Raw genomic sequence first — 22,209 nt, forward strand, 5'->3', positions numbered from 1 at the left:
TCAATCCCCTCCTTTAGATGGAATTTCGTCTTTCGCCACGTGCCCATCGAAGAGGTGGATTTTACGCCTCAGGTATTTCATGACCTTCTCGTCATGGGTCGCAAATATAAAGGTGGTTTCGAGCTCTTTATTGAGCCGCACCATCATCTCCAAAATGTTGTAGGAATTCTCGCTGTCAAGATTGGCCGTAGGCTCGTCTGCCAAAATCAAGGCAGGCCGCTTCACTACAGCCCTGGCCACTGCCACCCTTTGACACTCCCCTCCCGAAAGCTGAGCTGGCTTGGAATCCACCTTGTCTGTTAATCCCAGCCATTCCAAAGCATCGAAAACTTTCTGCCGTCTCTCCTTAAGGGGCATCTTCAAAAGCAGCAATGGAAACTCTATGTTTTCATAGACGCTATAGACGGGAAACAGGTTGTACGTCTGAAAAATAAAACCAATGTGGTGGTTGCGCAGCGCCGCGGATTCCTTCTGAGAAAGACTCTCTACGTTTTTATCAATAACCACGACACTTCCTTCAGATGGAGCGTCGAGGGCTCCGATAATGTTCAAGAGGGTTGTCTTTCCTGATCCGCTGGGACCAATCAATCCGCAGAATTCTCCCTTTTTAAATTCAAGGGTCACGTTATTCAGGGCAGTAAAGAAATGGTTGCCCATGGGGTATCTTTTTGTCAGATTTTTTATGGTTACGATAGACATGAACAGGCCCCCTTCGCTAATAGTTGTACACGAGGGTGAGGACGAGCCCGGTTCCGGAATAAACGCTATGGCCATCGTCACCGTTGTGAAAAGCCGTTACGTTAATGAGCCAATCATCGTATGTGCGTTGCCAGCTTACGTTGGGATAGAGATCCTTTTCTTGCCAGTCGTAGTAGGTCAGGATAGTTACAGTGTCGAGAATGCCGGTGCTGAAGTCGATGGAAAGGGCGGATATTTCAGAGTCGGTGTCATGGCTCCATACGTCGCTGCCAGATGCTTCAATAAAATGCTCTGCCAGAACGTGGACGCCGGAGGCAATATCGAAGGTGTAGTCGGCTCCCAGGGTGAGATATGAGGTGTAGAGAGAGTTGTTGGAGTCTCTTTTAAGGTGGCTCATAACGAATTCGAACCAGAGCCCGATTCCCACGTCGAAACTTCCATCGAGGGCGTAACGCTGTTCCAGACCGTCGAGTAAGGTTCCTTCGTTGTGAAAAGCCGGAACCTTTGAACTTCGAGAGTTCCACCACTCCCGATCGACACGCCTGTTGTGATATGTGAAGGCTATCTCTCCATTAGCCACTGGGATTTGATATCGCAAGCCAAACTCCGGTCTGTCTTCATCTGTTTTAAAAATTTCCATTCCCTTGAGATCGTCGTTTCCATATAAGCCCCACACCCATATATTCGAATTGTTGGGGAAATAATAGCGTCCGAGAAGGGCGTAGACTCCGTCGGTCAGGCTCAAAGGGTCGCGGGGGTCTATCTGGTCGAACCATTTTAAGGAACGAAGGATCCGCGCCGGTCCAAAATTGATTCGTTGAAGGCCGAGACGAACTTCATACCTCTCGCCGGAGAGTCGCACCCAGGAACGATACAAATCGGTATGAAAGTTGTCTTCGAACTCTTTGAAGGCATCGAAGGTTGTAAAGGTGCGGATGTTGAAAGAGACAAGAGCGTCAAGGGATAGGGCTGTTTGCGCATCTGTGGCAACGCTTGTGGCAGCGTCTTTTTCGGTGCCAAAATCTATTGTTATTTCGGGAATGTATCGGATTCCCAACGAACCGTCTTCGTCATCGTTGTATGCCCCCCAGAGTGAAACCTGCCCCGAGTGTGTAAATGTGGCGGCATGGCTTACAGCAGGCCCCCATATGCAAAGGCCCAATAATACAAAGAGAGTTCCCAAAATCATAAATCCGGGCGCACACATTCCGGCCTTACATGTTTTCTGACGACACACCGTTATACTCATGCCTATGGTTAACCTCCTGCATCTTTAGAAGCAAAACATCTTGCAAGGTTAACTTTGGACGAGATGAAATGACGAATTGTTTATATAAGAATACCATCTAGGAATTCTATTAGGCAAATGTTCTTTGCTTTAAATGAGGTAACGGTTCCTTTGTGCGGAGCAAAAAATTTTATCGCCATATAGTAATTTTTTTATGCAGGCTTTAATATAAAATGTAAAGGGAGGCGAGAATAAATGCCAGACTTCGAAGATTACGCCGGCTTCAAAAAAACCCAAGGCTCCGAAAAATTCGAACGCTATAAACTTAAGACCAATCGCCTGGTACTCATAGCCGCAACGTGTGACCACATCAATGATGAGGAATCAGGGTATAACCGTTTCGAAATTCTACGCCCGTAATTGGCCGGTTCTACCATGCCGGAAACATGCAAAAAATAAGTCGAGGTGTTGGAAATTATGATGTACAAAGAAATGTATAAAGGCGACTGCTTATCATGAATACCTACAGGTTGAAAGGTGTATCCCTTTACGAAATTTCTCTCGGCGTACTGGCCATTCTCTCTGTCGCTTTGCTTATTATTCAGGAACGTGCGGAAATTTCTCTCGACCAAGAGCAAGTGCTCGACGGCATTGATTTTCTGATCTGGGGAATTTTTGCCAGCGACTATTTTTATCATCTCGTTTTCTCGCGCGACAGAAAAGTCTACGTCAAAAACCACATTATAGAGCTTGTAGCGATCCTTCCCTTCAACGCCCTCTTTAAAGGAATTCGAGCCTTTCGCCTCTTCAGGTTTGTGCGGATTTCCTTATCGCCTCATTCGGTGCGATTTGTAAGGCTCATTGCCTACTTTGGAAGAACACATAACTATCTTTCCCGCTTTCTCAAATATCATCACTTCCAGTACGTTCTTTTTATTACGGCCTCTGTGGTCATATTGGGGGCCGTCGCTATTCGCAACTTTGAAAACATGGATTATTACGATGCTCTCTGGTGGTCGTTCGTTACGGCAACAACAGTCGGATATGGAGACATCGCCCCGACAACAATGGGAGGACGTATTATCGCAACGATTCTCATGTTGGTAGGCATAGGCTTTATCAGCATTCTTACAGGAACCATCGCCTCTTACTTTATCTCACCCAAACAGGAAGAAGAGCGAAATTCCAAGCAGGAATTTGTCACACTCGCCTTATCACGGCTTGAAAAATTCGACAATCTCACGTTGCCAGAGGTGCAAGATATTTGCCGTGTTCTTGTCAGTTTGAAATCTGAGGAAAGCGCGGGCGGTGAAAAATAAACGGCATAGCGACACTATGAATACGGTGGCGTGCTGTGAAGCTGGAAAGCAGCATAGCGGCATGGTAGCGAAGTAAATCAGCGACGCCACGCGGCACGTTTTATTTTAACAGTACAGTCGAGAATGCTAGCAGCAAGGAGGAATGATGATGGAAAACTTCGAACTCATGGGGAAGTTTTACCTGGGTAAAGAGATAGATCCCGCGACAGGGAAAAAGAGTGACACGCTTGTACTCTACGATTCCAAAGACCTCACAACCCACGGAATGATCATCGGTATGACGGGAAGCGGCAAAACGGGGCTGGGCATGGCTCTTCTTGAAGAAGCCCTCATGGATAACATTCCAATTCTCGCCATCGACCCCAAAGGAGACATCACCAACCTCCTTCTCTCTTTCCCAGAGCAAAAGGGCGAAGATTTTCTTCCATGGATCAACAGAGAAGACGCCACAGCCGAGGGACTTTCTGTCTCGGACTATGCGTTAAAAGAGGCTGAAAAATGGACGAAGGGACTCGCAAGCTGGGGAATTAACGGAGCAAGAATCAGAAAGATGCGTGAATCCATCGATTTCACCATCTACACTCCAGGAAGCAATGCAGGAGTGAAAGTGAACGTGCTCGGTTCCTTCAGATGCCCTTCTGAAAAAGTGAGAAACGACCGCGACCTCTTTCTGGAGAAGGTTCAAAGCACCACAACAACGCTCCTCTCTCTTCTGAACATTGAATCTGACCCCATTTCCGGAAGGGAACACCTGCTGATTTCGAAGATATTCGAAGAAAGTTGGCAAAAAGGGCATGATATCGACCTTCCATCCATTATAAACGGCGTACAGACTCCTCCTTTCGACCATATTGGCATTATGCCTACAGACACCTTTTACCCGCCAAACGAACGTTTCAAGCTCGCCCTGGCCCTCAACCAGATTCTTGCGTCTCCCGCTTTCAATCAGTGGATGACAGGAGACCCCCTAGACATAGGTCGCTTTCTTCATACTGCGACAGGAAAACCGCGAGCATCTATTTTCACGATCTCACACCTTTCAGAGAACGAAAGGATGTTTTTTGTCTCTATGCTGCTCAACGAAATCGTAGGCTGGATGAGGAGTCAGACGGGAACGCCCAGCCTTCGGGCCATCCTCTATATAGATGAGGTGTTCGGCTATATGCCTCCAGTGAAAGAACCCGCTTCGAAGAAACCACTTTTGACGTTGTTGAAACAGGCGAGAGCCTTCGGAATTGGAGTCGTTTTAGCTACACAAAACCCCGTGGATCTGGACTACAAGGGACTTTCAAATATTGGAACGTGGTTTATCGGCCGACTTCAAACACAACGGGACAAAGACCGCGTTCTCGAAGGAATGGAACGACTCGAAAGTATATCGGGGTTCGATCGGGAATTCCTCGACAAGGCCATAACAGGGCTGAAAAAAAGAGAGTTTCTTCTCAATAACATTCATGAAAACAGCCCGTCGATCTTTACGAGCCGCTGGGCCATGTCGTATCTGCGAGGGCCCCTGTCACGGGAGCAGATTAAAACACTGATGGGAGAATGGGTACCGAGGCCGGCGGCACTGACAGAGCCAGGGCTGGAAACGTTAACGGCGGCTGAAGAAGCGCTGGTGAGACCTGCCGCGACACCGACAGAGCCAGCAGCGCCGGCAATATCACTAGCGTCAGTCAAACCAGCCATATCGCCCGATATTCCAGAATTCTTCGTCGATACTGCGACGGGGCGCGGTTCCTGGGCATATAAACCCTTTATTCTAGGAATCGGCGACATCTACTACTCCAGCACCAGCCTCGAAATCGACACTCACATAACTTACACACTGGGGGCGGAAGCACCTGGCACCTTCGACCCTGATTGGGAAAGGGGTTTCGACCTCGACATCGCTCCAGAAGAGCTACGGACAACGGCCGCTGATGGCATACCTTTTCTCGAACTCCCCAAAGCTCTGGCTGAGCCACGCAATTACACTACATGGGGAAAAGCCTTTCAACGATGGATCAGACAGAACAAACCTCTCATCATCTATAAGAATCAACCTTTGAAAATAGCCAGCCTGCCTGAAGAAAGTGAAGCCGACTTTGCCATACGAATTAACGAAGCATTGCGAGAAAAAAGGGATATTGAAATCGAAAAACTACGGAAAAAATACGACAGCAAAATGGCAACTCTACAAAAGCAACTCATCGCGGCGGAACAGGCCATCGAACGAGAAAGCGAACAGGCAAAACACCGAAATATGGAGACAGTCATATCTTTCGGATCGGCTATAGCAAGCGCATTGTTCGGCAGAAAAAGCCTCACGGCGACATCCACCTATCGAATGGGATCTGCCCTTTCCAAAGCGGGACGACTCAAAAAAGAAAAGATGGATGTAGCAAGGGCTGAAGAGAGGTTCTACTTTTTACAAAATCAAATGACAGACCTTGAAGCACAACTGAACGAAGAGATGGATATTCTCACGAGAGGTATCGAGAAATATAAAGAGGCGACGCGGGAATCTCTGGTGCGCCCTAAGAATACGGACATTAACATCAAAGCCTTTGGCCTTGCGTGGATTCCGGTGAGAATTGGAGAGTGACGAAAAACGAAACGTATAGAGGCTGTGCAGGTCGGGTTCGCCCACCTGCCATTACTGCCGGCGGCTTAGAGTTCTTGCCAACGAGGAGGGAAAAGATGCCTATATTTGGGGCGACGTCAATTCTGCTCGATCAGATCGTATAACTTCACATTTCTCATTGTATTTTGCTTGCAAATTGAGCCATAAACCGGCACTAGTCCCCAACACAGTTGCTAGTTTCATTGCTACATCTTCATGCACAGACGCTTTACCCGATAAAATCTCACTTAAATGTTTTGAAGAGATGTCCAGACGTTTCGCAAATTCATCCTGTGTAATTTCCATATCTTCAATGAGTTCTTTGAGATAAAAACCTGGGTGGAAAGCCAATATATTGTCGTATTCTATTTTGCACATATTTTTTTCTTTTCTATTACTCATAGTGAGGGATCACCTTTTTTCTAATACTTATGTATATATATGATAACGTACAATATCTTTCATATATTTCTATCAGAACTGAAGAAGTGTAAGAGCCAACACCTCTCTAGGTTCATCAACCGCAAAATTCAGAGAAAGACACGAGGGGCGAAAGTTTCTCGGGCAAGAATTCAGATATCATGTTAGTGATGGCAAGACTCCGCCACATAGCATCGATAAAATGAGTAAAAAAGGAAGTCGTAGACATGGAGTAATTTTCTATCGCACATTAGAAAATTTAACTATATATAACTTTATTCTTTTCAGTCACAAGAAACGCTAATTGATTTTAATTCTTCAATATATTCAGGATCTATACCCCAAAATTCAGCAGCTGAAATAATTTGATTCAAGTACTTTCTACTTGGTGGAATATGAGAAGAGGAAGGTTCCTGAACCTGATAGGCATAAGCCATTATTTGTTTTCTTTCATATCCATCCATACAAACTGTTAATTCTTTTCTGATGTAACAATTCTTTTCCATATTCTTTTTCCTATTTGGATCATACCCTTCACGTTTATCAAGTAACTCTAATTCTCTTTCATCTAACTGGTATACTACGCCCCAAACTCTTGACCCCACCGATTCAACTATATCTGCAACTCCACCACCCCGTTTAGTAGATTTCCGCGTAAATGCTAGTTTGTAGTTTTCTAAAAGAGCTTTGCATAAAAAGCAAGAAGAAGGGCAACGATTTTGCATTTGTTCTTTATCCAAATTGGAGCCATACGCAAAGTAAACAATCATTTATTTACCCTCACAATTCTTTATTATTACCTCCATTTTTTTAAGGAAATTATGCCAAAGTCCTCTCTTTTCATTCCACTCAGATCTCTTTAGATCTTCGCAGTAATTTTCCAAGACTTTCCTCATCTCCCATAAAAATTTTGTTGCGTTAATTTTTTTCCCTCAACGGATATTAATTCGCCGTCACGACAAATCTTCCATCCGTCCGTTGTTTCTGCTTGGTGTAAAATGCCACATCGCACTCCTTCATAAAAACTTTCACGAAGACAATCATTGTTAAGCTGAAAGTCTTTGTTTTCTTTAAAGAAATCTAGAAAGACATCTCTAGTCTGCCCCCTAGTATCTGGCAATCCTTTTCGAAAACTTTGAAGGGCTTCGATCATCAAACAACAAATTGCCATAGTACAAAAACCATGTTTTAGAGGACGATATTTATTTAATAAGAAGTCGCTTTTGCAATCGCTTTTGCAATCGTTTTTGAAGTCTTCGTTCATTTCCATATCCATTGGAATAATAAACCGTTCCATAAAACGATTCCTAATAAAACTAACAAGTTTATCTTTATTTCGCTCATTATAGTGATCTATAAACTCTTTAATTGTACAATTTTTAGCTAAACTTATTGGATACAAGTCTTTCGAAACATTGTCAAAAAGCCTTTTTTCTACCACAACCTCACTAATTGAATCTTTGCTCATTTCATGTTCCCCCTTTCAACTATGGCTATTTCTTCAGAAGTAAGATCGTAGAGCTGATAAACAAGCTGATCAATTTGTTTTTCCAAAAGACTTACATCTGAATTGGAGTCCCGTTCTTTGTGTGTCAATATTTGAATAAATAAAACTTCAATTTCATCAATGACTTGAATATTTTTAGCTGTTCGTGGGGGAACTGGTAGAGGATCAAGAGCCTGTACGCTAACAATAACATCCCCTGTTCCTGTTTTAGGAGCTTTATTAAACAATAACTGGTTTCCAAGTGTACTATTAATATAAGCGCAGAGAAATTTTAAATTAGAACCAGTCATAATACATGCACTATCTTGTGCATATATGTTGTTAACATCATAACCAAACCGCAACACGGAACCAATCCTTTTCCACACAATCTTTTCTTTTTCAAATTCTGGATAGTAAGCACAAGCGCGCAAATTCCACCAATTTTTACCTTGATCATCACGTTTACGAGCTTTTTCTTCAAATCCTAAAAGGTGATTGAAAATTGCAGGATATAAGTTAGGTACATCTATATCAAAGTCTGTAGCTATTAGCCATTTCCCGGCCCATTCATAACTATACCGTTTAATATCTCTTCCCCTTAATATCGGCTTTAGTATTTCTGCACTCTTGGGATCTTCAGTAACAAGCCGATCACGGGTAGCCGTATCAATAATAAAAGCTTCGTTAAGACCAGTTTTTATGCCATAGTTAATTTTTACATCCCATTCCTTTAAAGGTGTACCTAATCTTTCAATTTTTTCTCTTAGCTTTAGCTCTGCGTTACTACCTATAAACCATGTATCCTCGCTAAGGTTCTTTAACGTCACACCATTTCTTTGTAAAGCTGACAAAATATTAAGATGAGAGTTATCTTTACAGGAAAGAGTTACTGCTTGCAAACAATTTTTATTTTCACTTTTTTGAATCACCAAAATATTTGTATCTACTGTTGCCGATTTAAAAATATCCGGACCCAGATCTATTAATTGCAAAGGGTTGTATTCTCCAAAAAATCGTCGGATTTTTTCCCCGTAGGCAGCACGCATCCATTTGTTGGAAGTGATAAAAACAAGGTGTCCCCTTTTTTTAAGTATATCCATACCTTTTTCATAGAAAAGACAGTATATGTCACCATTGGAATCATGAACTTCAAAGTTTTGATTTTTATAGGCTTTTTGTAACGAGTTACCTCGTAATTTTTGGAGTTGAATATAAGGAGGGTTGGCAATTACAACATCAAATCCTCCGTTTCGACTAAAGATTTCAGAGAAATTAATTTTATAATCCATTGTAACTAGATAGCCAAGGCTTCGAGGAGTATTTTTAAAGAGCCCCAAGATACCTTCATCTATTTGATTGCGTAATTCCTGTTTTTTCCTCGGGTCAACTTCACCAAAAAATTGTTCTTTTAGCTTTTCTACTTTTTCAAGTCCTATTGGTGTGTATGGATAGGCTAATAAAGAATCCCCACAAACAATCTTATAGTCAAGGTTAGGAAGAGGTTTGATATCATCCATATTATCCTCATCCACAATGAGAGAGAGCCAGAGACGCAATTTAGCTATCTCAACGGCGCCTGGATCAATGTCTACGCCATAGAGAGAATGTTCAATACAGCGGCGCTTGAAGTTGTATTTTGTGCGAGAGCCTTCTTGAATGAACGTAGAGAGTACATTTCGTGTTCTAACAATCTCATTCATCATTCCAACAGGAAAAGCTCCTGAACCCACCGCTGGATCACACACTGTAATATCCGCAAGTTTTTGATCGATCAGGTCAGCGTTATCACGAATAATTTGGGGAATTTTATATGAGTAAGTGCGCGTTTCTCTACCTTCATTCACAACACGAGCTTCATTTTCCGTAACCTGTTCACCAATATAAATAAGGGTTTCAATCTCCTCTTTGTTTATTTGAGGCATTACGACTCCATCAACATTTAAATCCAATTGCTGGTTTCCCAAAGCATTCATCTGGGTTCCGCGTATTTCTTGACTAGAAGAATTATTTTCGTTCAATTCTGTATAAAGATAATTAATGAGACTTTGTTGGCACATGTAATGGACAATTTCACGAGGTGTATAATAGACACCAAACTTTTTATTAAACTTAGATTCTTCACCCTTTTTGCCGTTATCCAATGTTTTTCTGAACTCATCAAAGTTATCTGGCCGAATAGCATTAAATTTTTCATAAGTCTTACCCAATAATTCCGGATCAATAGCTACTTCTTTTTCTAATGGCTCATCTTCTCTAACTGTAAAGTTAAAGCGATCGAAGATATCTAAAATGCCATTACCAATGTCTCCTTCCCTCGTTACATTGTCGTTTGAAAAAAGTGCATTTGAGAGTTTTATATCAACATGTATCCAGTCATAACCACCTATAGGGTCAAATAAACCGCCATTAAGAAAGGGAATTTTACAATTAAAATTGCTATAATAATCATCAGAGTGTCCTCGATCGATACGCAATGCTTCATAGAAAAGAGGTTCTAATATTTCATTAAAAAAGTTTTCATAGTTCCCATGTTTTTTATTAAATAATTCGCGCAGAAAGTGTTTCGAACCAGTTCCCCAGTTTTCATCCCGAGGAACTCCGAACCATCCTTTTTTTTGCAAGAAATATAAAAAAGTAATTTGGCCTAGCAATTTTTTTGCAAAATTTACTGTATCAATGCCATGAGCTTCAAAATTTGATTCAACTTGCTCTTCTTCTCTTACAACTCGATCAAGTTCTTCTTTCGTTCGAATAAAAAGATCACGATATTTAATAAAAAATTCTTCTGTTACTGTCTCTATATCAAAAGCGTTTTCCAACTCTTGAAGAGTGGCATTATGTTCATCATCATTTAATATATCTATAAGTCTGCTCTGTATTGTATGACTTTTTTCATTAGCACCTACAAGGAATGACCAACGTTTGGCTGGAGTAATTTCCTCTTTTATCCTTATGCTTCCAGAAAGTGTTTGTTCAAATTTATAATCCATCTTTACCAAAGAAAAGCGCCAATCTTCTTCGTCTGGAGAAACGTAGGCAACTAAGGCTGCATCTTTTAGGCTGTCACCTCTGCTTCCGTTCAGATACCACGCAATAAAATTACGTTGCATTGTCCTAGCGCGTTCTAAGGAAGTATCTTTCTTTAAAGTAACAACAAGAATGTCGATACTATGTTTTCCATCACTATATTTGCCTATTCGTTCAAATTTTTTGATGTATTGTTTATAGGCGTCAGGAATATAATTACCTTGATAAGTAAAAGGAGCTTCCTCTATTCTATTTAGAAGATTTTTGATAAAAACTATAAAATTATCTTTGTTAAACGCATTTTCAAACGTTGTTTTTAGAATTTCTCGAGCTTGTTCGTTATTCACGTTTATTCACCTGCCAAGTATAAAGACAATATTACTTCCCGTTTCCCCAGAACAGTAGATTTATCTTCTGCATAATGACTCTCAAGCAATCGTTCAGAAATATTAGACTGAAGTACCGCCAAAACTTTAAATGGATTTAGGCTTTCGTTTTTCAGATTCTGTAATGCCTTCCATGTATTTTTTATAGTTTGTTTAGGTAAGCCACCTTCTGCTAATTGTGTAATTATTCTTGCAATGTAAGCTTCTTGATCTTCAGTAAATCTTTGAGTACTATGCAACGTCGCTTTTAATACTTGAATAATTTTAGTTGAATTATCTCTTCCCCTGCTCTGTGGCTTAATAACCTCATCTGTTGTAGCTGCAACAAAAGCAGTTTTGTTTTTATCTAGCAAATCATAAATATCACGTGGAATATCCTTCTTTTTTTCATCTGGAGTGCTTTCTAACAATTTAGCTGCTGCCATAAAATCTAATTCCCTAGCTTCTTCTTTATCTCGAGAAACAAAAAATTTCTGCAATTTTCCTCGACAAAAATAAGTTATAAGAGATCTATCAAATTCGGCATTTCGCTTTGCAGTGCGAGCTTTTTTAGGCAGGTGCTTTATCTTTTCAAAAAGGTCAGGGGATCCTTCTCTGATTTCGCGAATAACTTGCAGATATTTAAGTTCACTTTCTTCATTTTCCTCTTCGCCCTCCAAAGTTTTCGACGAGGTTAAGCGGTCAAACAACTCATGGGATCCTACAGGCTCACCTTCAGTTAAAAGTTCTGCATCACCGCCAAGAAGTGTCAAAAAAGCATTAATTTTGCCTTCCGCAGCTTCTTTGAGCTTGATTTGGTCGTTAGATTGCGTTGTAGGGAAAAAATTAAAAGTGTAAATAGAGTTAAAGGGGGTATCAACCCTATTAATTCGGCCAACTCTCTGCATCATTCGCGTTGGATTCCAAGGAATATCATAATTAATAACAACGTTCGACCTATGTAAATTGACACCCTCAGAGAGGACCTCTGTCGATATCAATATACGATAATCATCTTTTCTAACACGGGCACGAGCGTCAAAATTCGCTATTACTTTATCTCGAACGTTTTCCCCAGAATCACCGGTAAATAAAAGAATTTCTCCAGAATATTCTTCATTAAGATTTTCATACAGATAGTTAGCTGTTTCTTTAGATTCTGTGAAAATGATAAGATGGTTTTTTTTCAAAACTTTATTTGTTGATAATTCTTCTTTAAATTTCAAAAGCTTCGGATCTCTATCTATCTGTTCCCACAATTTTTTAATTCTTATAAGAATATCGCGATCATGCTCTAAATCTACTGTAAGTTGCTCGCTAAACATTTTACTGCCGTATTCATCTGCCTTGCCTTCATCAATCAATTTCTGGATAGCTATGTCATCGTCTTTTTCTAATAGCTCAAAAATCTTGTGTATATGTTTTTTACTAACATATACATGACCATTGTTTAACTCTCTCAAGAACATCTCATAAGAATCAAGAAACCGCTGTCCAGTATTTCGAAAAGCAAAAAAGCTACTTTCCAAACGTTTAACTAGAAGAATTTTCATAAAACGTCCCATATTACGCTGAGATTGCTTCTCTAGCTGACTAAGTTTACCTTTGTAATAGAGTAAGGGCATATATCGAGCGTATCTAAATTGATTGGCAATTAGATTTATAGTTTCATTAAAGACTTTGTCTTCTTTCTCGTCAAGTTCATAAAAGAGAGGCTCCGGCTTGGACACTTTAGGGAATTTCAGCCCTTGTTGTTCTATATCCCGAGGGAAGTAATTTACTATTTCTGTTCGTGTACGACGAACCATGAGATACTTCAAAACTTTGTCTCGTATTTCCCGAGCATTCTCTTTTACTGTTTCTATATATTCGTCATAATCTTCTTTTCGATCCAATTTTTTCAATTTCTTATCAAGATTATTAAAGAATGCTTCCAAATCAGGTACGTTTGGAATCGTACTTTTCTTTGTTTTCTGAAATAGCTTTAGTAAGCTGAGTATGTCTTTAGGAGAATTATTGTAAGGGGTTGCTGTAACTAAAATAACTCTTTTTCCTCGGCAAATTTCGGCAAGTTTTTCATATGTCGGAGTTGCCTCAGTTCTAAAACGATGAGCCTCATCTATAATAATATTTGTATATTTATCTGTACCTCTCTTAAGCAAATCGTCTAGTTTCCCTATCGATTCGTAATCGGCAGATACCTTAAAATCAGAAAAGACATTGGGCCACGACCCAGGGTTGGATTTTTCTATAAGTACAGGAGGGGCAATAACAAGAGTTCTGCCATCTAATTGCCCTGCAAGCATGGCAGAAATATATGTTTTACCAAGACCTACTACATCGGAGATAAAAACGCCTCCATATTGCAACAAAATTTTTTTGGCATTCAAAACAGCTTGCTCTTGGTATTCGAGTCTTTTAAATCCTTCTGGTATATACTTCACAAAGACTTCGTCAGTTTGATTGAGTTCATCTTTAAAATATTCGTAAAGAAACTTTAGATACAATTGATAAGGTGTAATGTTTTTAGTCAACCACGTTTTATTTTGAACAGTTTGAACATATTTTTCGCTGACATCAACAGAATCAGCCCATAATTGATCAAACTTGTTTTTCGCAAAATCGTAATCGCTTCTGTTTTTGAGTTCTACGTTAAATTCTAAATTATCGACTAATCCTGCTTGTGTGAAGTTACTCGAACCTGTAATTACACGTCCCGTATCCCTATCGTCTTCTTTGAATGTCATTATATAGAGTTTTGCATGGATATTTTGTGATGGGTATGCTCTAATCTCAAGTTGCCCTGTCTTAATCCACTCTATAAATTTATATACTCCCTCTTCTACATTTCTATTATCTTGACATTCGTTCATTTCTTTTTGTACGAGATTTTCAAATTTTTGTTTTGTTTCAGCGTGTGAGAAATTTAATAATCGTTGTGTTGATTTATTCGCTTCTTCCATCATGTCAAAAGCTTGCCTATTTGTATTGATACCGATCAGAATTCTTATTTTCTGCGTACTTTCCAAAGAAGGATAAATTGCATAAAAACCACTTGAATAAAAGTAGCCAACTAAGCAATCGAAGAAATCTGTACTTTTAATCAACGTTTTAAATCGCTCTTTTAAGCTTTGATCCTTTTCATTTGTTATAAAAGAAAGGTCAGAATCCATTCCTACTCCCCTCTATTTTCGTAAATATATAAAATAAAAAAAAGAAAGTATGTTGTTCAGATTAAGGAAAAACATACTTAGAAATAAATTTTCTCAAACTTAGAAGTGATGTTAATAACTACATAAATTTATTACACTATTAAAACAGATAAAATTGTATCACCTTTTTGTTTTTAATGTTGAAGCTAGGAAATAGCGCGCAAATGCATACAAAGAATAGACCTAACAACGCAACTATATTATGCATACTCCTCGAAAAAATGGGGAACTCTGCGTACATGAGCATGCAAGTGTGTCTCGGCAATTTTATCCAGCTGGAGTGTAATATTCTTAAAATCAGTGTTTAAATCAAGTGTTTTTACACAAATCTGATTACCGCCCATCAGATAATCACAATCTGGAGTTATGCTCTCGCCGTTTTTTGCATATAGTAATACGCCAGATACATTGCCTGTGCCATGAATATCCTGATTCTTCACGTAAGTAAATATTTGGTACACGTTACTGGGATGCAGCTTATACGTGTTGAACTGTAACTGCATGGTGCGAGAATAATACTTCGTATCAATAATAAGGATTTTGTTCTGGTAACGAAGCGTAATGTCCGTTTGCATGATGGGCAAAAATTTGCTGAATCTTCTGCGCAGTGCATAGTCAATCATAGCGAGGCTGCGATCTGCGGTATTCATCATTCCAATAATATAGAGGTTTTTAGGAACACTGAAAGGTGTGCCGCTATAAGCAAGCGTAGCTTTTGCGCCTCGATACTCCCGCTCAACTAGCATAAGTAACTCCCCAAAAATCTTACTCGTATTTCCGCGATTGATTTCATCTATAATAAAAAAATAATCTTTATCTGGATGGTTAGCTGCATTCTGGCAAAATTGATAGAAAATGCCGTTCATCAATTTGAAACCTTCGTCTTGAGGTTTATACCCCATAATAAAATCTTCATAGGAGTAATTTTGATGAAATTGTATAAATTCAATACGGGAATCGTCTTTCTCACCCATCATTGCATAAGCGAGCCGTTTGGCAGAGAACGTTTTTCCAACACCTGGAGCCCCTTGCAGAATCAAGTTCTTTTTATTTCTAAGCAACGATTGAAGCATGTCGAAACGTTCTTCGGTCATATACACTTGCCTCAGAAAGTCTTCCTTTGAATAGGTTTCTACGGCTTTTTTAGGCTGGAGGATAGAATCCCCATTTTTGGAATGCCGCTCCCCACCATTTTCATTTTTCTGCGAGTAGAAGCGAGTAATATAAAAATTCACGTCAATGGTCATCGTCTTTAACGCCGGATCTTCATAACAATTGTCCGTGCGTATTCTCGCCAGCATTTCCGTTAGTTCAGAATCCTTCTGTAGTTCATCACAGATTTCATCATAAAGGCCGAAGCCACCGATCATATTGGCAGCAGAAGCATTGCGTTTGGGAAGAAAGTTACTCTGAAGTTCTTTGGCAACAGCCACACATTCTGAATATTTATAGATATAGTATTTATCTGGAAAACGCAGCCAAAGGTATGTACTTATAGAGAATGAACATGGCCCGAACTGCTTCCTCATCGGCTTGGGCGAATCTGATAATCATAGCTCTAGAAAAGTAGTAGCTGGCTGGAAGCAGGTTGCCGGTTTTTGCCGTTGACGCCTCAAGCATAGAGACAAAATCAGTAGCGTTAATATCCCAATTGTCTTGAAAATGCTTAACAGCCTCCCACTTATACTTTTCGTCCACCCAAAGCAAATGAAGGAAATATTTGTGATTTTGGTAATTTTTCAGGAGGAATTAAGTTACTCCGCTCCGCTTCAATATCGCTCCTGAATCTGAAATGTTAACAAGAACATTAAAATCATAAAACATTCGACACTACTTGTACAAAAAAAGCGGAGGTGGCATAAAGTCTCAGCCAGGCTCCGCTTTCGTTTTAGCTAACTCGCTATTGGCAACGTTTTGTTTTTAGATTCGCTACTCGCTACCCCACGATCTTTTCTTTACCGTGGTATTTTTCCTCGATAACGCTTGTGGGAAGATACTTTTCTTCCAGCTTTTTGATGTTTTCAAGGTGAACGACTTCCGTAAATTCCTTAAATGTAAATAGTCTATCGAGATATTTATCAGAGACGCCATTTTCCTTGATCTCTCTCATAACATCAAGCATTCCCCTTGCGGCGGCATAGAGAGAAGAAAGGGCTGGAACGATCCACTTATACCCCATTTCCTCCGCTTCATTTACTGGAACGAGTGGCGTTTTTCCTCCCTCTATCAGGTTGAGCATGAGCGGAATGTCTTTCAATTCAGAGGCAGTCTTTTCAATTTGTTCCCGTGTTTCCATAGCTTCTATGAATATCATATCAACTCCAAGCTCCGCCGCTTTTCTGGCACGGTCAAGGGCATCGCTGTATCCGTTGACGGCAATGGCGTCAGTTCTGTAAATAATTATGAAATCTGGGTCAATATCTTTTCTTGCGTCCATGGCAGCTCGAAGTTTGCCTTCCATCTCTTCATAGGGAATAACCTGCTTGCCTTCCATGTGTCCGCATCTTTTCGGGGCTACCTGATCTTCCAAAAAGAGTCCGGCTGCTCCTGCATTTATATATTCCTGTACGGTGCGATACACATTGATAGCATTGCCAAAACCGTTGTCGGAATCCCCAACTACGGGGATATTTACCGCTCTTGCCGTAGCTCTGACCTGGCTGACCATTTCAGAAAGTGTAAGAAGGCCGACATCGGGTTGTCCCAAAACCGCAGCAGCTGTTCCATATCCAGAATGTTGAAGAGCTTCGAATCCTGCCATTTCGCATATTCTGGCGCTTAGAGAATCGTAAACGCCTGGAGCAACAACGGCTCGGGGCTCTTGTAATCTATTTCTTAACAGAGTAGATTTTCTCATGATTTTTCCTCCAAATAGTTGATTTATCACAGATACATCTCTATAGGTATGAAAAACCCCGCTAGGTCAACTCTTTGCAGCGTTATTTACGTGTGGAATAGAGCTTCTCCACTTCTAATATGTCAGGTAATCCGATGAGGTTGTTGAATTCCTCAAAGAGAACCATTTTATCCATTATGCTTTCCGTAGACCCTGTTTTTTTGAGAGTCGCCATAACATCTTGAACGGCCTTGGCGATAACATAGGTCGACGTCACAGGAAAAATGGCGAGGTTGTAACCGATCTCTTCTAGTTTTGAGACTGGAAGAAAGGGAGTTCGGCCATGCTCAACCATATTTGCCAGTACGGGAACAACGAAGATAGATGTAATTTTTTTCATCTCTTCTTCTGTTTCTGGAGATTCCACGAAGATGATATCGGCCCCGGCCTCTTCATAGGCCAGTCCTCTCTCTATGGCTTCATCGATTCCGCATGTGGTTCTGGCGTCAGTTCTCGCTATGATCATGAGGTTATCGTCCTGCCTGGCGTCACAAGCAGCCTTAATTTTCCCCACCATTTCGTCTTTCGGTATTATTTCTCGCCCCAGCATGTGGCCGCATTTTTTGGGAGCAACCTGATCTTCCAGCTGGAGGCACGCAACTCCCGCTTTTTCATATTCCCGCACGGTACGAGCTACATTTACAGCGTTTCCATAGCCTGTATCAGCATCGGCGATGACAGGAATATTGACAGCTTCTACAAGTCTGGAAGCCCTCGCCACCATTTCAGTCAGCGTCAAGAGTCCCACATCTGGTTTCCCCAGCATGCTTGCCGAGGTTCCATAGCCAGTCATATAGAGCGCATTGAAGCCCTCTTTTTCAATGATTCGGGCGGTAAGGCAATCATGGGTGCCTGGTGCCACAACTATCTGATCTTGATAAAGAAGTGTTCGTAATCTCGTTCTGGTATTTTCTTTTTTCAACGTGAGCAACTCCTGTCTATTGCAGGTTTAGTGCATTATGGATGGCAGCCAGAGACTCATCTGGGGAAAAGCCATGGCCAATATCAGCATGAAGGTCATTAAGATGATAAAGGGCCATACTCCCTGAATAATATCCGACATGCTTATGTCTTCGCGAAGGCCGTTAATAACGTAAAGGTTCATTCCAACTGGCGGCGTGATGAGAGCCATGGTCATGTTGACTGTAAGAATAATGGCATACCAGATAGGATCGATATTTAAAGCGACGAGGATGGGGGTAACCAAAGGCATGGTCAGAAGTATGATAGATACGGTTTCGAGCATCATGCCAAGTATGAGCATGAGCAGGTTCATCGCAATTATGAACATGAGAGGCGAGAGGTTGATTTGAATAATCAATTGAGTGAGTTTCTGAGGAATCATGAGCATGGTCATAACCTTGCCAAAGAGGATTGCCGCAGCAATGATGATGGCGATCATGCAGGAGGTTCCTACAGATTTCAGACAAATTTTCGGTAATTCACTGAGCTTTATCGTTTTGTAAATGACGATGGTTATGAAGAGGCTGTATATCAAGCCTACAGCAGCTGCTTCTGTGGGGGTAAAGACTCCGCTATAGATACCGCCTATGATTAATAAGGGCAGAAGAATTCCCCAAACATTCTTTTTTGTGACGCTCATTCGCTCAGACCAGCTGGTTCTCTCCATGGGAGTAAAGCCGCCCCGTTTACTTTTGAAAACCGCATAAATGATGAAGATGGCTGTCAGGATGAGTCCGGGAACGACGCCTGCGATGAAGAGTTTTCCGACGGATTCCTCTGTAATGGCACCGTAGAGAATCATGGGAATACTCGGCGGAATCAAAATGCCCAACGTTCCGCCAGCCGCCAGAAGTCCCAAGGTAAATTTTTTGTCGTACCCTCTTTCAATCATTGCGGGATAGGCAACCATGCCGATAGTAGCAGCTGTCGCAGCTCCAGACCCAGTTATTGCCGAGAAGAAGGCGCATGCAAGAACGGTAGCAATGGCAAGGCCTCCGGGAAGATGTCGCACCCAGGCGTTCATAACGTCAAAAAGGTCGTCACCGACACGGCCATCTAAAAGTATCTGGCTCATGAGAATGAATAGCGGTATGGAAAGAAGGGTGAAGCTTTCAAGGCCAGAGAACATGGTGGAACCGACTATCTTCGCAGGAAGTCCGTTGAGAAGTATGAGCAAGACGGATGTTGAGCCCAGTGAGAAGGCTACGGGGAGTCCTGTAAAAAGGACGACGATAAGAAGCGCAATAACCAGAAGGAAGCTTAGCATGGTTGTTCACCTTCTTTATTGTGATCTTTGAGTGCTGCCGATCTCATGGCTATGATAATAATGAACTGAAGCGTAAGAAGACCAAAACCGACAGGAAGTGCAAGTTGTGGAATCCAGAGTGGAACGCGCAATGGAGTTGCCGATAACTTGTGATATTTCAGCGTAGCCTCCAGCATTTTCACGCCCTGAAGCGTAACATACGCAGAGAAAAACATTCCTATGATGCTTGTAATCAGTTCAAGAAAGCTCTGTGTCTTTTTTGAAAGCCGAATGGTCAGAAGATCTATCTGAACATGCTTACCTACCTGCAACGTATAAGCGGCTCCTGCCAACATGGTCCAGATGAAAAGGATGATCGATACTTCCTGAGCCCAAATTGTCGGCGAGTTGAAAACGTATCTTGCTATAACTTCATAAAAAAGGATAATTCCCATGGCCAAAATGCCAAGGCCACTGCAATATCCGATTAGAAGATTCACCTTTGCTATAGTTTTGTTTAGAGAAGAGAACACGCCAATTCCCCCAATCTTGTAATACTCGCACGCTTTTCTTATTATTTGGAGGAGGAAGGAATTTGCATTCCCGGCCTCCTCCGTTGGTGAGTGATGGTAACTAAGGGTGTTATATGAAAGAGAGGTTCAAGGCTAAATTGCCTTTACAATTAGTCAATGGATTCTAAGATTTCCATAAGCTTATGGCTGATTTCGCCAGTCTGCTGCATGAATTCAGATCTAACCGACTCTGTAGCCTTTACAAAAGCGGCTCTTTCCTCGTCGTTAAGCGCATAAATCTCTACTCCGCCGTCTTTAATAACGTTATAGGCCTTATCTTCGGAATCGGCTATTGAGCCACGAATTGATTCTGCAGCATCAGCGCCGGCTTTGAGAAGAACTTCTTTCTCTTTATCGCTGAGGGAATCCCACCATTCAAAGTTTCCCTGTACAAAGAACTGAGCTGTGGTGTAGTTGGCGAGAGTCATATATTTCTGCACTTCATATATCTTTCTCGAAACGGCCGCGGGCATACCTGTGGTAGCGCCATCAACGGTTCCTCTCTGAAGGGCCATGTACATTTCAGAAGAACTCATGACTGCGGGAATACCGCCAAGAGCCTTTACCGTATCAGCTGTTCCCTTACTGAAGGTTCGTATTTTAAGGCCGTCAAAATCGGCTGGCTTTGCAAGGGGACGTTTGTTGTTGTAAAACTGGACGAGGCCGTAATCGACCCAAAATACAACTTTGGCGCCTTTTGCCTGGAATTCATTATCAAGAATTTCGCCTGCGCCGGCTTCTATAAATTTCTTTGGGGAACTGAGGTCTTTAAAGACGAAGGGCATTTCAAAAATATCGGCTGCTGGAACCATTCCAGACCATTTATTAACAGGAACGAGGGCAAGCTCAACAAGACCTTCTTGAATGGCTTCAACTATTTCAGTGTCTTTAAAAAGCTGTGCCGAATGGAAAACTTCAACTTTCATTTCTCCGTTTGAATATTCTGACACCTTTTCAGCAAAAAAATCCATGCCTTTAGAAATAAAATGAGAAGGAGGAAGCTGATTGGAAAGCCTCCATGACGATGCCGCCATTGCAGGGAAAGCGTAGAGGGTTATGATAAATGCAGCCAAAGTTGCTAGCAAAAAGGATCTACCGAGTTTCATTATCTTGCACCTCCAATATTTTTGATTCGTGGGCATCATGTCATGTGCGAAGAGTCGACAGTCGACACTACCTTACACTAAAAAAATTTAACTCCCTTCTTTAACATTTTCGAGCCTTCTTGCGAAAAGGCTCCAAGATCTACTCTCTTTAAGTTTTTCAAGCTCTCCGCTTTTCAAGAACTCTACGATTCTATAGTGACTGAGAGCTGTAACTTCCAAACTTTTCGCATGGATTAAATCATCAAGCATCCCCAATTCCAACTGATGATACAAGTCAGAAAGGATACTTAACGTTCGGGGACGATTTGCCTTCAACCAGGTATAGCGGTGAAATTCAATGTCTTTTTTCAAGAAGGCCAGAACCTTTTCGCCTGTAGACATATCAGATCTTGCGACTTCTACCATCTGGTCAATAAGGCCGGAAAGATGCTCGTAATCCTCTTCTTTTAAAAGATTTTCATTGATGAGAACCTCGTAAATGCTTCCCTCTAAAAGATAACGAAGTGCATATATCTCCTCCATCTCTTTTATCGAAAATTGAGTAACAAAGGCCCCTTTTCGAGGAATGGTTGTCACCAATCCCTGGCTTTCGAGACGTTGAATGGCCTCTCTCACAGGAGAGCGGCTAATATTAAGTTCTTCTGCTATTTGGGATTCGATAATTTTGTCTCCCTTTTTATACTTTTTGGAGACAAGAATTTGTTTTTTAAGGTAGTCCATTACTTTGGATGTAACAGTTTCATTAAAATAAGGTTTTGTCGAAACCATATTTTTCTACCCCTCTTGTTTTTTATACTGGGAAGATGTGATAAGATTCTAAATAGTCGACAGTCGACTTATGGTTTATTACTATACAGCATTGATAAAATATTTGCAACTTGTCTAATAATCGAAAAAACACAACTTGGTTTTATTGACAAAATAAAATATCAATATATAATTTTTGTCGACAGTCGACTAAATGTAAAAGAAAAATCGCATCCCAACAAAACTTCATAAATCCAACCTCACTACATACTTAAACAATACCGCTCTTCCATAAAAGGAACGGTTTAATACAGG

At 41.1% G+C, this 22,209-nt stretch carries 17 protein-coding genes; 3 read left to right on the forward strand and 14 right to left on the reverse strand.

Going from position 1 to position 22,209, the window contains the following annotated elements:
- Both VB083_RS02150 and VB083_RS02155 read right to left on the reverse strand, forming a co-directional pair.
- Window positions 1-699, reverse strand: coding sequence for an ABC transporter ATP-binding protein (locus VB083_RS02150; protein ID WP_323401650.1), 699 nt, complete (start codon window positions 697-699; stop codon window positions 1-3).
- Window positions 700-715: 16 nt separating this feature from the next.
- Window positions 716-1,948 carry a hypothetical protein gene (locus tag VB083_RS02155; protein WP_323401651.1) on the reverse strand — a complete coding sequence of 411 codons (1,233 nt, stop codon included), beginning with the start codon at window positions 1,946-1,948 and terminating at the stop codon, window positions 716-718.
- Window positions 1,949-2,182: 234 nt separating this feature from the next.
- On the opposite strand from VB083_RS02155, the gene VB083_RS02160 reads away from it, so the two are divergent.
- The 3 genes from VB083_RS02160 to VB083_RS02170 all read left to right on the forward strand — a co-directional run bounded on the left by VB083_RS02160 (window position 2,183) and on the right by VB083_RS02170 (window position 5,833).
- Window positions 2,183-2,347, forward strand: a complete 165-nt coding sequence (locus VB083_RS02160; protein ID WP_323401652.1) for a hypothetical protein — start codon at window positions 2,183-2,185, stop codon at window positions 2,345-2,347.
- Between the two features lie 95 nt (window positions 2,348-2,442).
- Entirely contained in the window at window positions 2,443-3,246 is an 804-nt protein-coding gene (locus VB083_RS02165) for a potassium channel family protein (RefSeq protein WP_323401653.1), read from the forward strand.
- 148 nt (window positions 3,247-3,394) lie between these two features.
- The gene (locus tag VB083_RS02170; protein ID WP_323401654.1) at window positions 3,395-5,833 is read left to right on the forward strand and encodes an ATP-binding protein; all 2,439 of its coding nucleotides are present in this window, start codon (window positions 3,395-3,397) and stop codon (window positions 5,831-5,833) included.
- Between the two features lie 99 nt (window positions 5,834-5,932).
- Here the strand turns inward: VB083_RS02170 and VB083_RS02175 are convergent, their stop codons facing one another.
- The 12 genes from VB083_RS02175 to VB083_RS02230 all read right to left on the reverse strand — a co-directional run bounded on the left by VB083_RS02175 (window position 5,933) and on the right by VB083_RS02230 (window position 21,915).
- Window positions 5,933-6,253 carry a HigA family addiction module antitoxin gene (locus VB083_RS02175; protein WP_213699505.1) on the reverse strand — a complete coding sequence of 107 codons (321 nt, stop codon included), beginning with the start codon at window positions 6,251-6,253 and terminating at the stop codon, window positions 5,933-5,935.
- 302 nt (window positions 6,254-6,555) lie between these two features.
- The gene (locus VB083_RS02180; protein WP_213692052.1) at window positions 6,556-7,041 is read right to left on the reverse strand and encodes a gamma-glutamylcyclotransferase family protein; all 486 of its coding nucleotides are present in this window, start codon (window positions 7,039-7,041) and stop codon (window positions 6,556-6,558) included.
- A 122-nt stretch (window positions 7,042-7,163) separates the two neighbouring features.
- Entirely contained in the window at window positions 7,164-7,739 is a 576-nt protein-coding gene (locus VB083_RS02185) for a hypothetical protein (protein WP_323401655.1), read from the reverse strand.
- Window positions 7,736-11,134 carry an Eco57I restriction-modification methylase domain-containing protein gene (locus VB083_RS02190; RefSeq protein WP_323401656.1) on the reverse strand — a complete coding sequence of 1,133 codons (3,399 nt, stop codon included), beginning with the start codon at window positions 11,132-11,134 and terminating at the stop codon, window positions 7,736-7,738. Before VB083_RS02190 ends, VB083_RS02185 begins: the two co-directional genes overlap by 4 nt.
- A 2-nt stretch (window positions 11,135-11,136) precedes the next feature.
- Window positions 11,137-14,325 carry a helicase-related protein gene (locus VB083_RS02195; RefSeq protein WP_213691429.1) on the reverse strand — a complete coding sequence of 1,063 codons (3,189 nt, stop codon included), beginning with the start codon at window positions 14,323-14,325 and terminating at the stop codon, window positions 11,137-11,139.
- 239 nt (window positions 14,326-14,564) lie between these two features.
- Window positions 14,565-15,797, reverse strand: a complete 1,233-nt coding sequence (locus VB083_RS02200; protein ID WP_323401657.1) for an AAA family ATPase — start codon at window positions 15,795-15,797, stop codon at window positions 14,565-14,567.
- Window positions 15,798-16,300: 503 nt separating this feature from the next.
- Window positions 16,301-17,221, reverse strand: coding sequence for an isocitrate lyase/PEP mutase family protein (locus tag VB083_RS02205; RefSeq protein ID WP_323401658.1), 921 nt, complete (start codon window positions 17,219-17,221; stop codon window positions 16,301-16,303).
- Between the two features lie 82 nt (window positions 17,222-17,303).
- Window positions 17,304-18,182: an oxaloacetate decarboxylase gene (locus VB083_RS02210; protein ID WP_323401659.1), complete on the reverse strand. Its 879-nt coding sequence runs from the start codon at window positions 18,180-18,182 to the stop codon at window positions 17,304-17,306.
- A 27-nt stretch (window positions 18,183-18,209) separates the two neighbouring features.
- A complete protein-coding gene (locus VB083_RS02215; protein ID WP_213699509.1) occupies window positions 18,210-19,490 on the reverse strand; it encodes a TRAP transporter large permease in 1,281 nt (426 codons plus the stop codon).
- Window positions 19,484-20,002, reverse strand: coding sequence for a TRAP transporter small permease subunit (locus VB083_RS02220; RefSeq protein WP_213699510.1), 519 nt, complete (start codon window positions 20,000-20,002; stop codon window positions 19,484-19,486). Before VB083_RS02220 ends, VB083_RS02215 begins: the two co-directional genes overlap by 7 nt.
- Window positions 20,003-20,151: 149 nt before the next feature.
- Window positions 20,152-21,147, reverse strand: a complete 996-nt coding sequence (locus VB083_RS02225; RefSeq protein WP_213699511.1) for a DctP family TRAP transporter solute-binding subunit — start codon at window positions 21,145-21,147, stop codon at window positions 20,152-20,154.
- Window positions 21,148-21,234: 87 nt separating this feature from the next.
- Window positions 21,235-21,915 (reverse strand): GntR family transcriptional regulator, encoded by a 681-nt coding sequence (locus tag VB083_RS02230; protein ID WP_213699512.1) that lies wholly within the window; start codon window positions 21,913-21,915, stop codon window positions 21,235-21,237.
- Window positions 21,916-22,209 lie beyond the last annotated feature (294 nt).

Origin of the sequence: Aminobacterium sp. (assembly GCF_034926885.1) — a bacterium.
In the GTDB taxonomy this organism is placed as follows: Bacteria; Synergistota; Synergistia; order Synergistales; family Aminobacteriaceae; genus Aminobacterium.

Excerpts from the sequence above, each read along its gene's own strand:
- VB083_RS02150 (WP_323401650.1), bottom strand. The coding sequence starts at position 699 with ATGTCTATCGTAACCATAAAAAATCTGACAAAAAGATACCCCATGGGC.
- VB083_RS02155 (WP_323401651.1), bottom strand. The coding sequence starts at position 1,948 with ATGAGTATAACGGTGTGTCGTCAGAAAACATGTAAGGCCGGAATGTGT.
- VB083_RS02160 (WP_323401652.1), top strand. The coding sequence starts at position 2,183 with ATGCCAGACTTCGAAGATTACGCCGGCTTCAAAAAAACCCAAGGCTCC.
- VB083_RS02165 (WP_323401653.1), top strand. The coding sequence starts at position 2,443 with ATGAATACCTACAGGTTGAAAGGTGTATCCCTTTACGAAATTTCTCTC.
- VB083_RS02170 (WP_323401654.1), top strand. The coding sequence starts at position 3,395 with ATGGAAAACTTCGAACTCATGGGGAAGTTTTACCTGGGTAAAGAGATA.
- VB083_RS02175 (WP_213699505.1), bottom strand. The coding sequence starts at position 6,253 with ATGAGTAATAGAAAAGAAAAAAATATGTGCAAAATAGAATACGACAAT.
- VB083_RS02180 (WP_213692052.1), bottom strand. The coding sequence starts at position 7,041 with ATGATTGTTTACTTTGCGTATGGCTCCAATTTGGATAAAGAACAAATG.
- VB083_RS02185 (WP_323401655.1), bottom strand. The coding sequence starts at position 7,739 with ATGAGCAAAGATTCAATTAGTGAGGTTGTGGTAGAAAAAAGGCTTTTT.
- VB083_RS02195 (WP_213691429.1), bottom strand. The coding sequence starts at position 14,325 with ATGGATTCTGACCTTTCTTTTATAACAAATGAAAAGGATCAAAGCTTA.
- VB083_RS02205 (WP_323401658.1), bottom strand. The coding sequence starts at position 17,221 with ATGAGAAAATCTACTCTGTTAAGAAATAGATTACAAGAGCCCCGAGCC.
- VB083_RS02215 (WP_213699509.1), bottom strand. The coding sequence starts at position 19,490 with ATGCTAAGCTTCCTTCTGGTTATTGCGCTTCTTATCGTCGTCCTTTTT.
- VB083_RS02225 (WP_213699511.1), bottom strand. The coding sequence starts at position 21,147 with ATGAAACTCGGTAGATCCTTTTTGCTAGCAACTTTGGCTGCATTTATC.
- VB083_RS02230 (WP_213699512.1), bottom strand. The coding sequence starts at position 21,915 with ATGGTTTCGACAAAACCTTATTTTAATGAAACTGTTACATCCAAAGTA.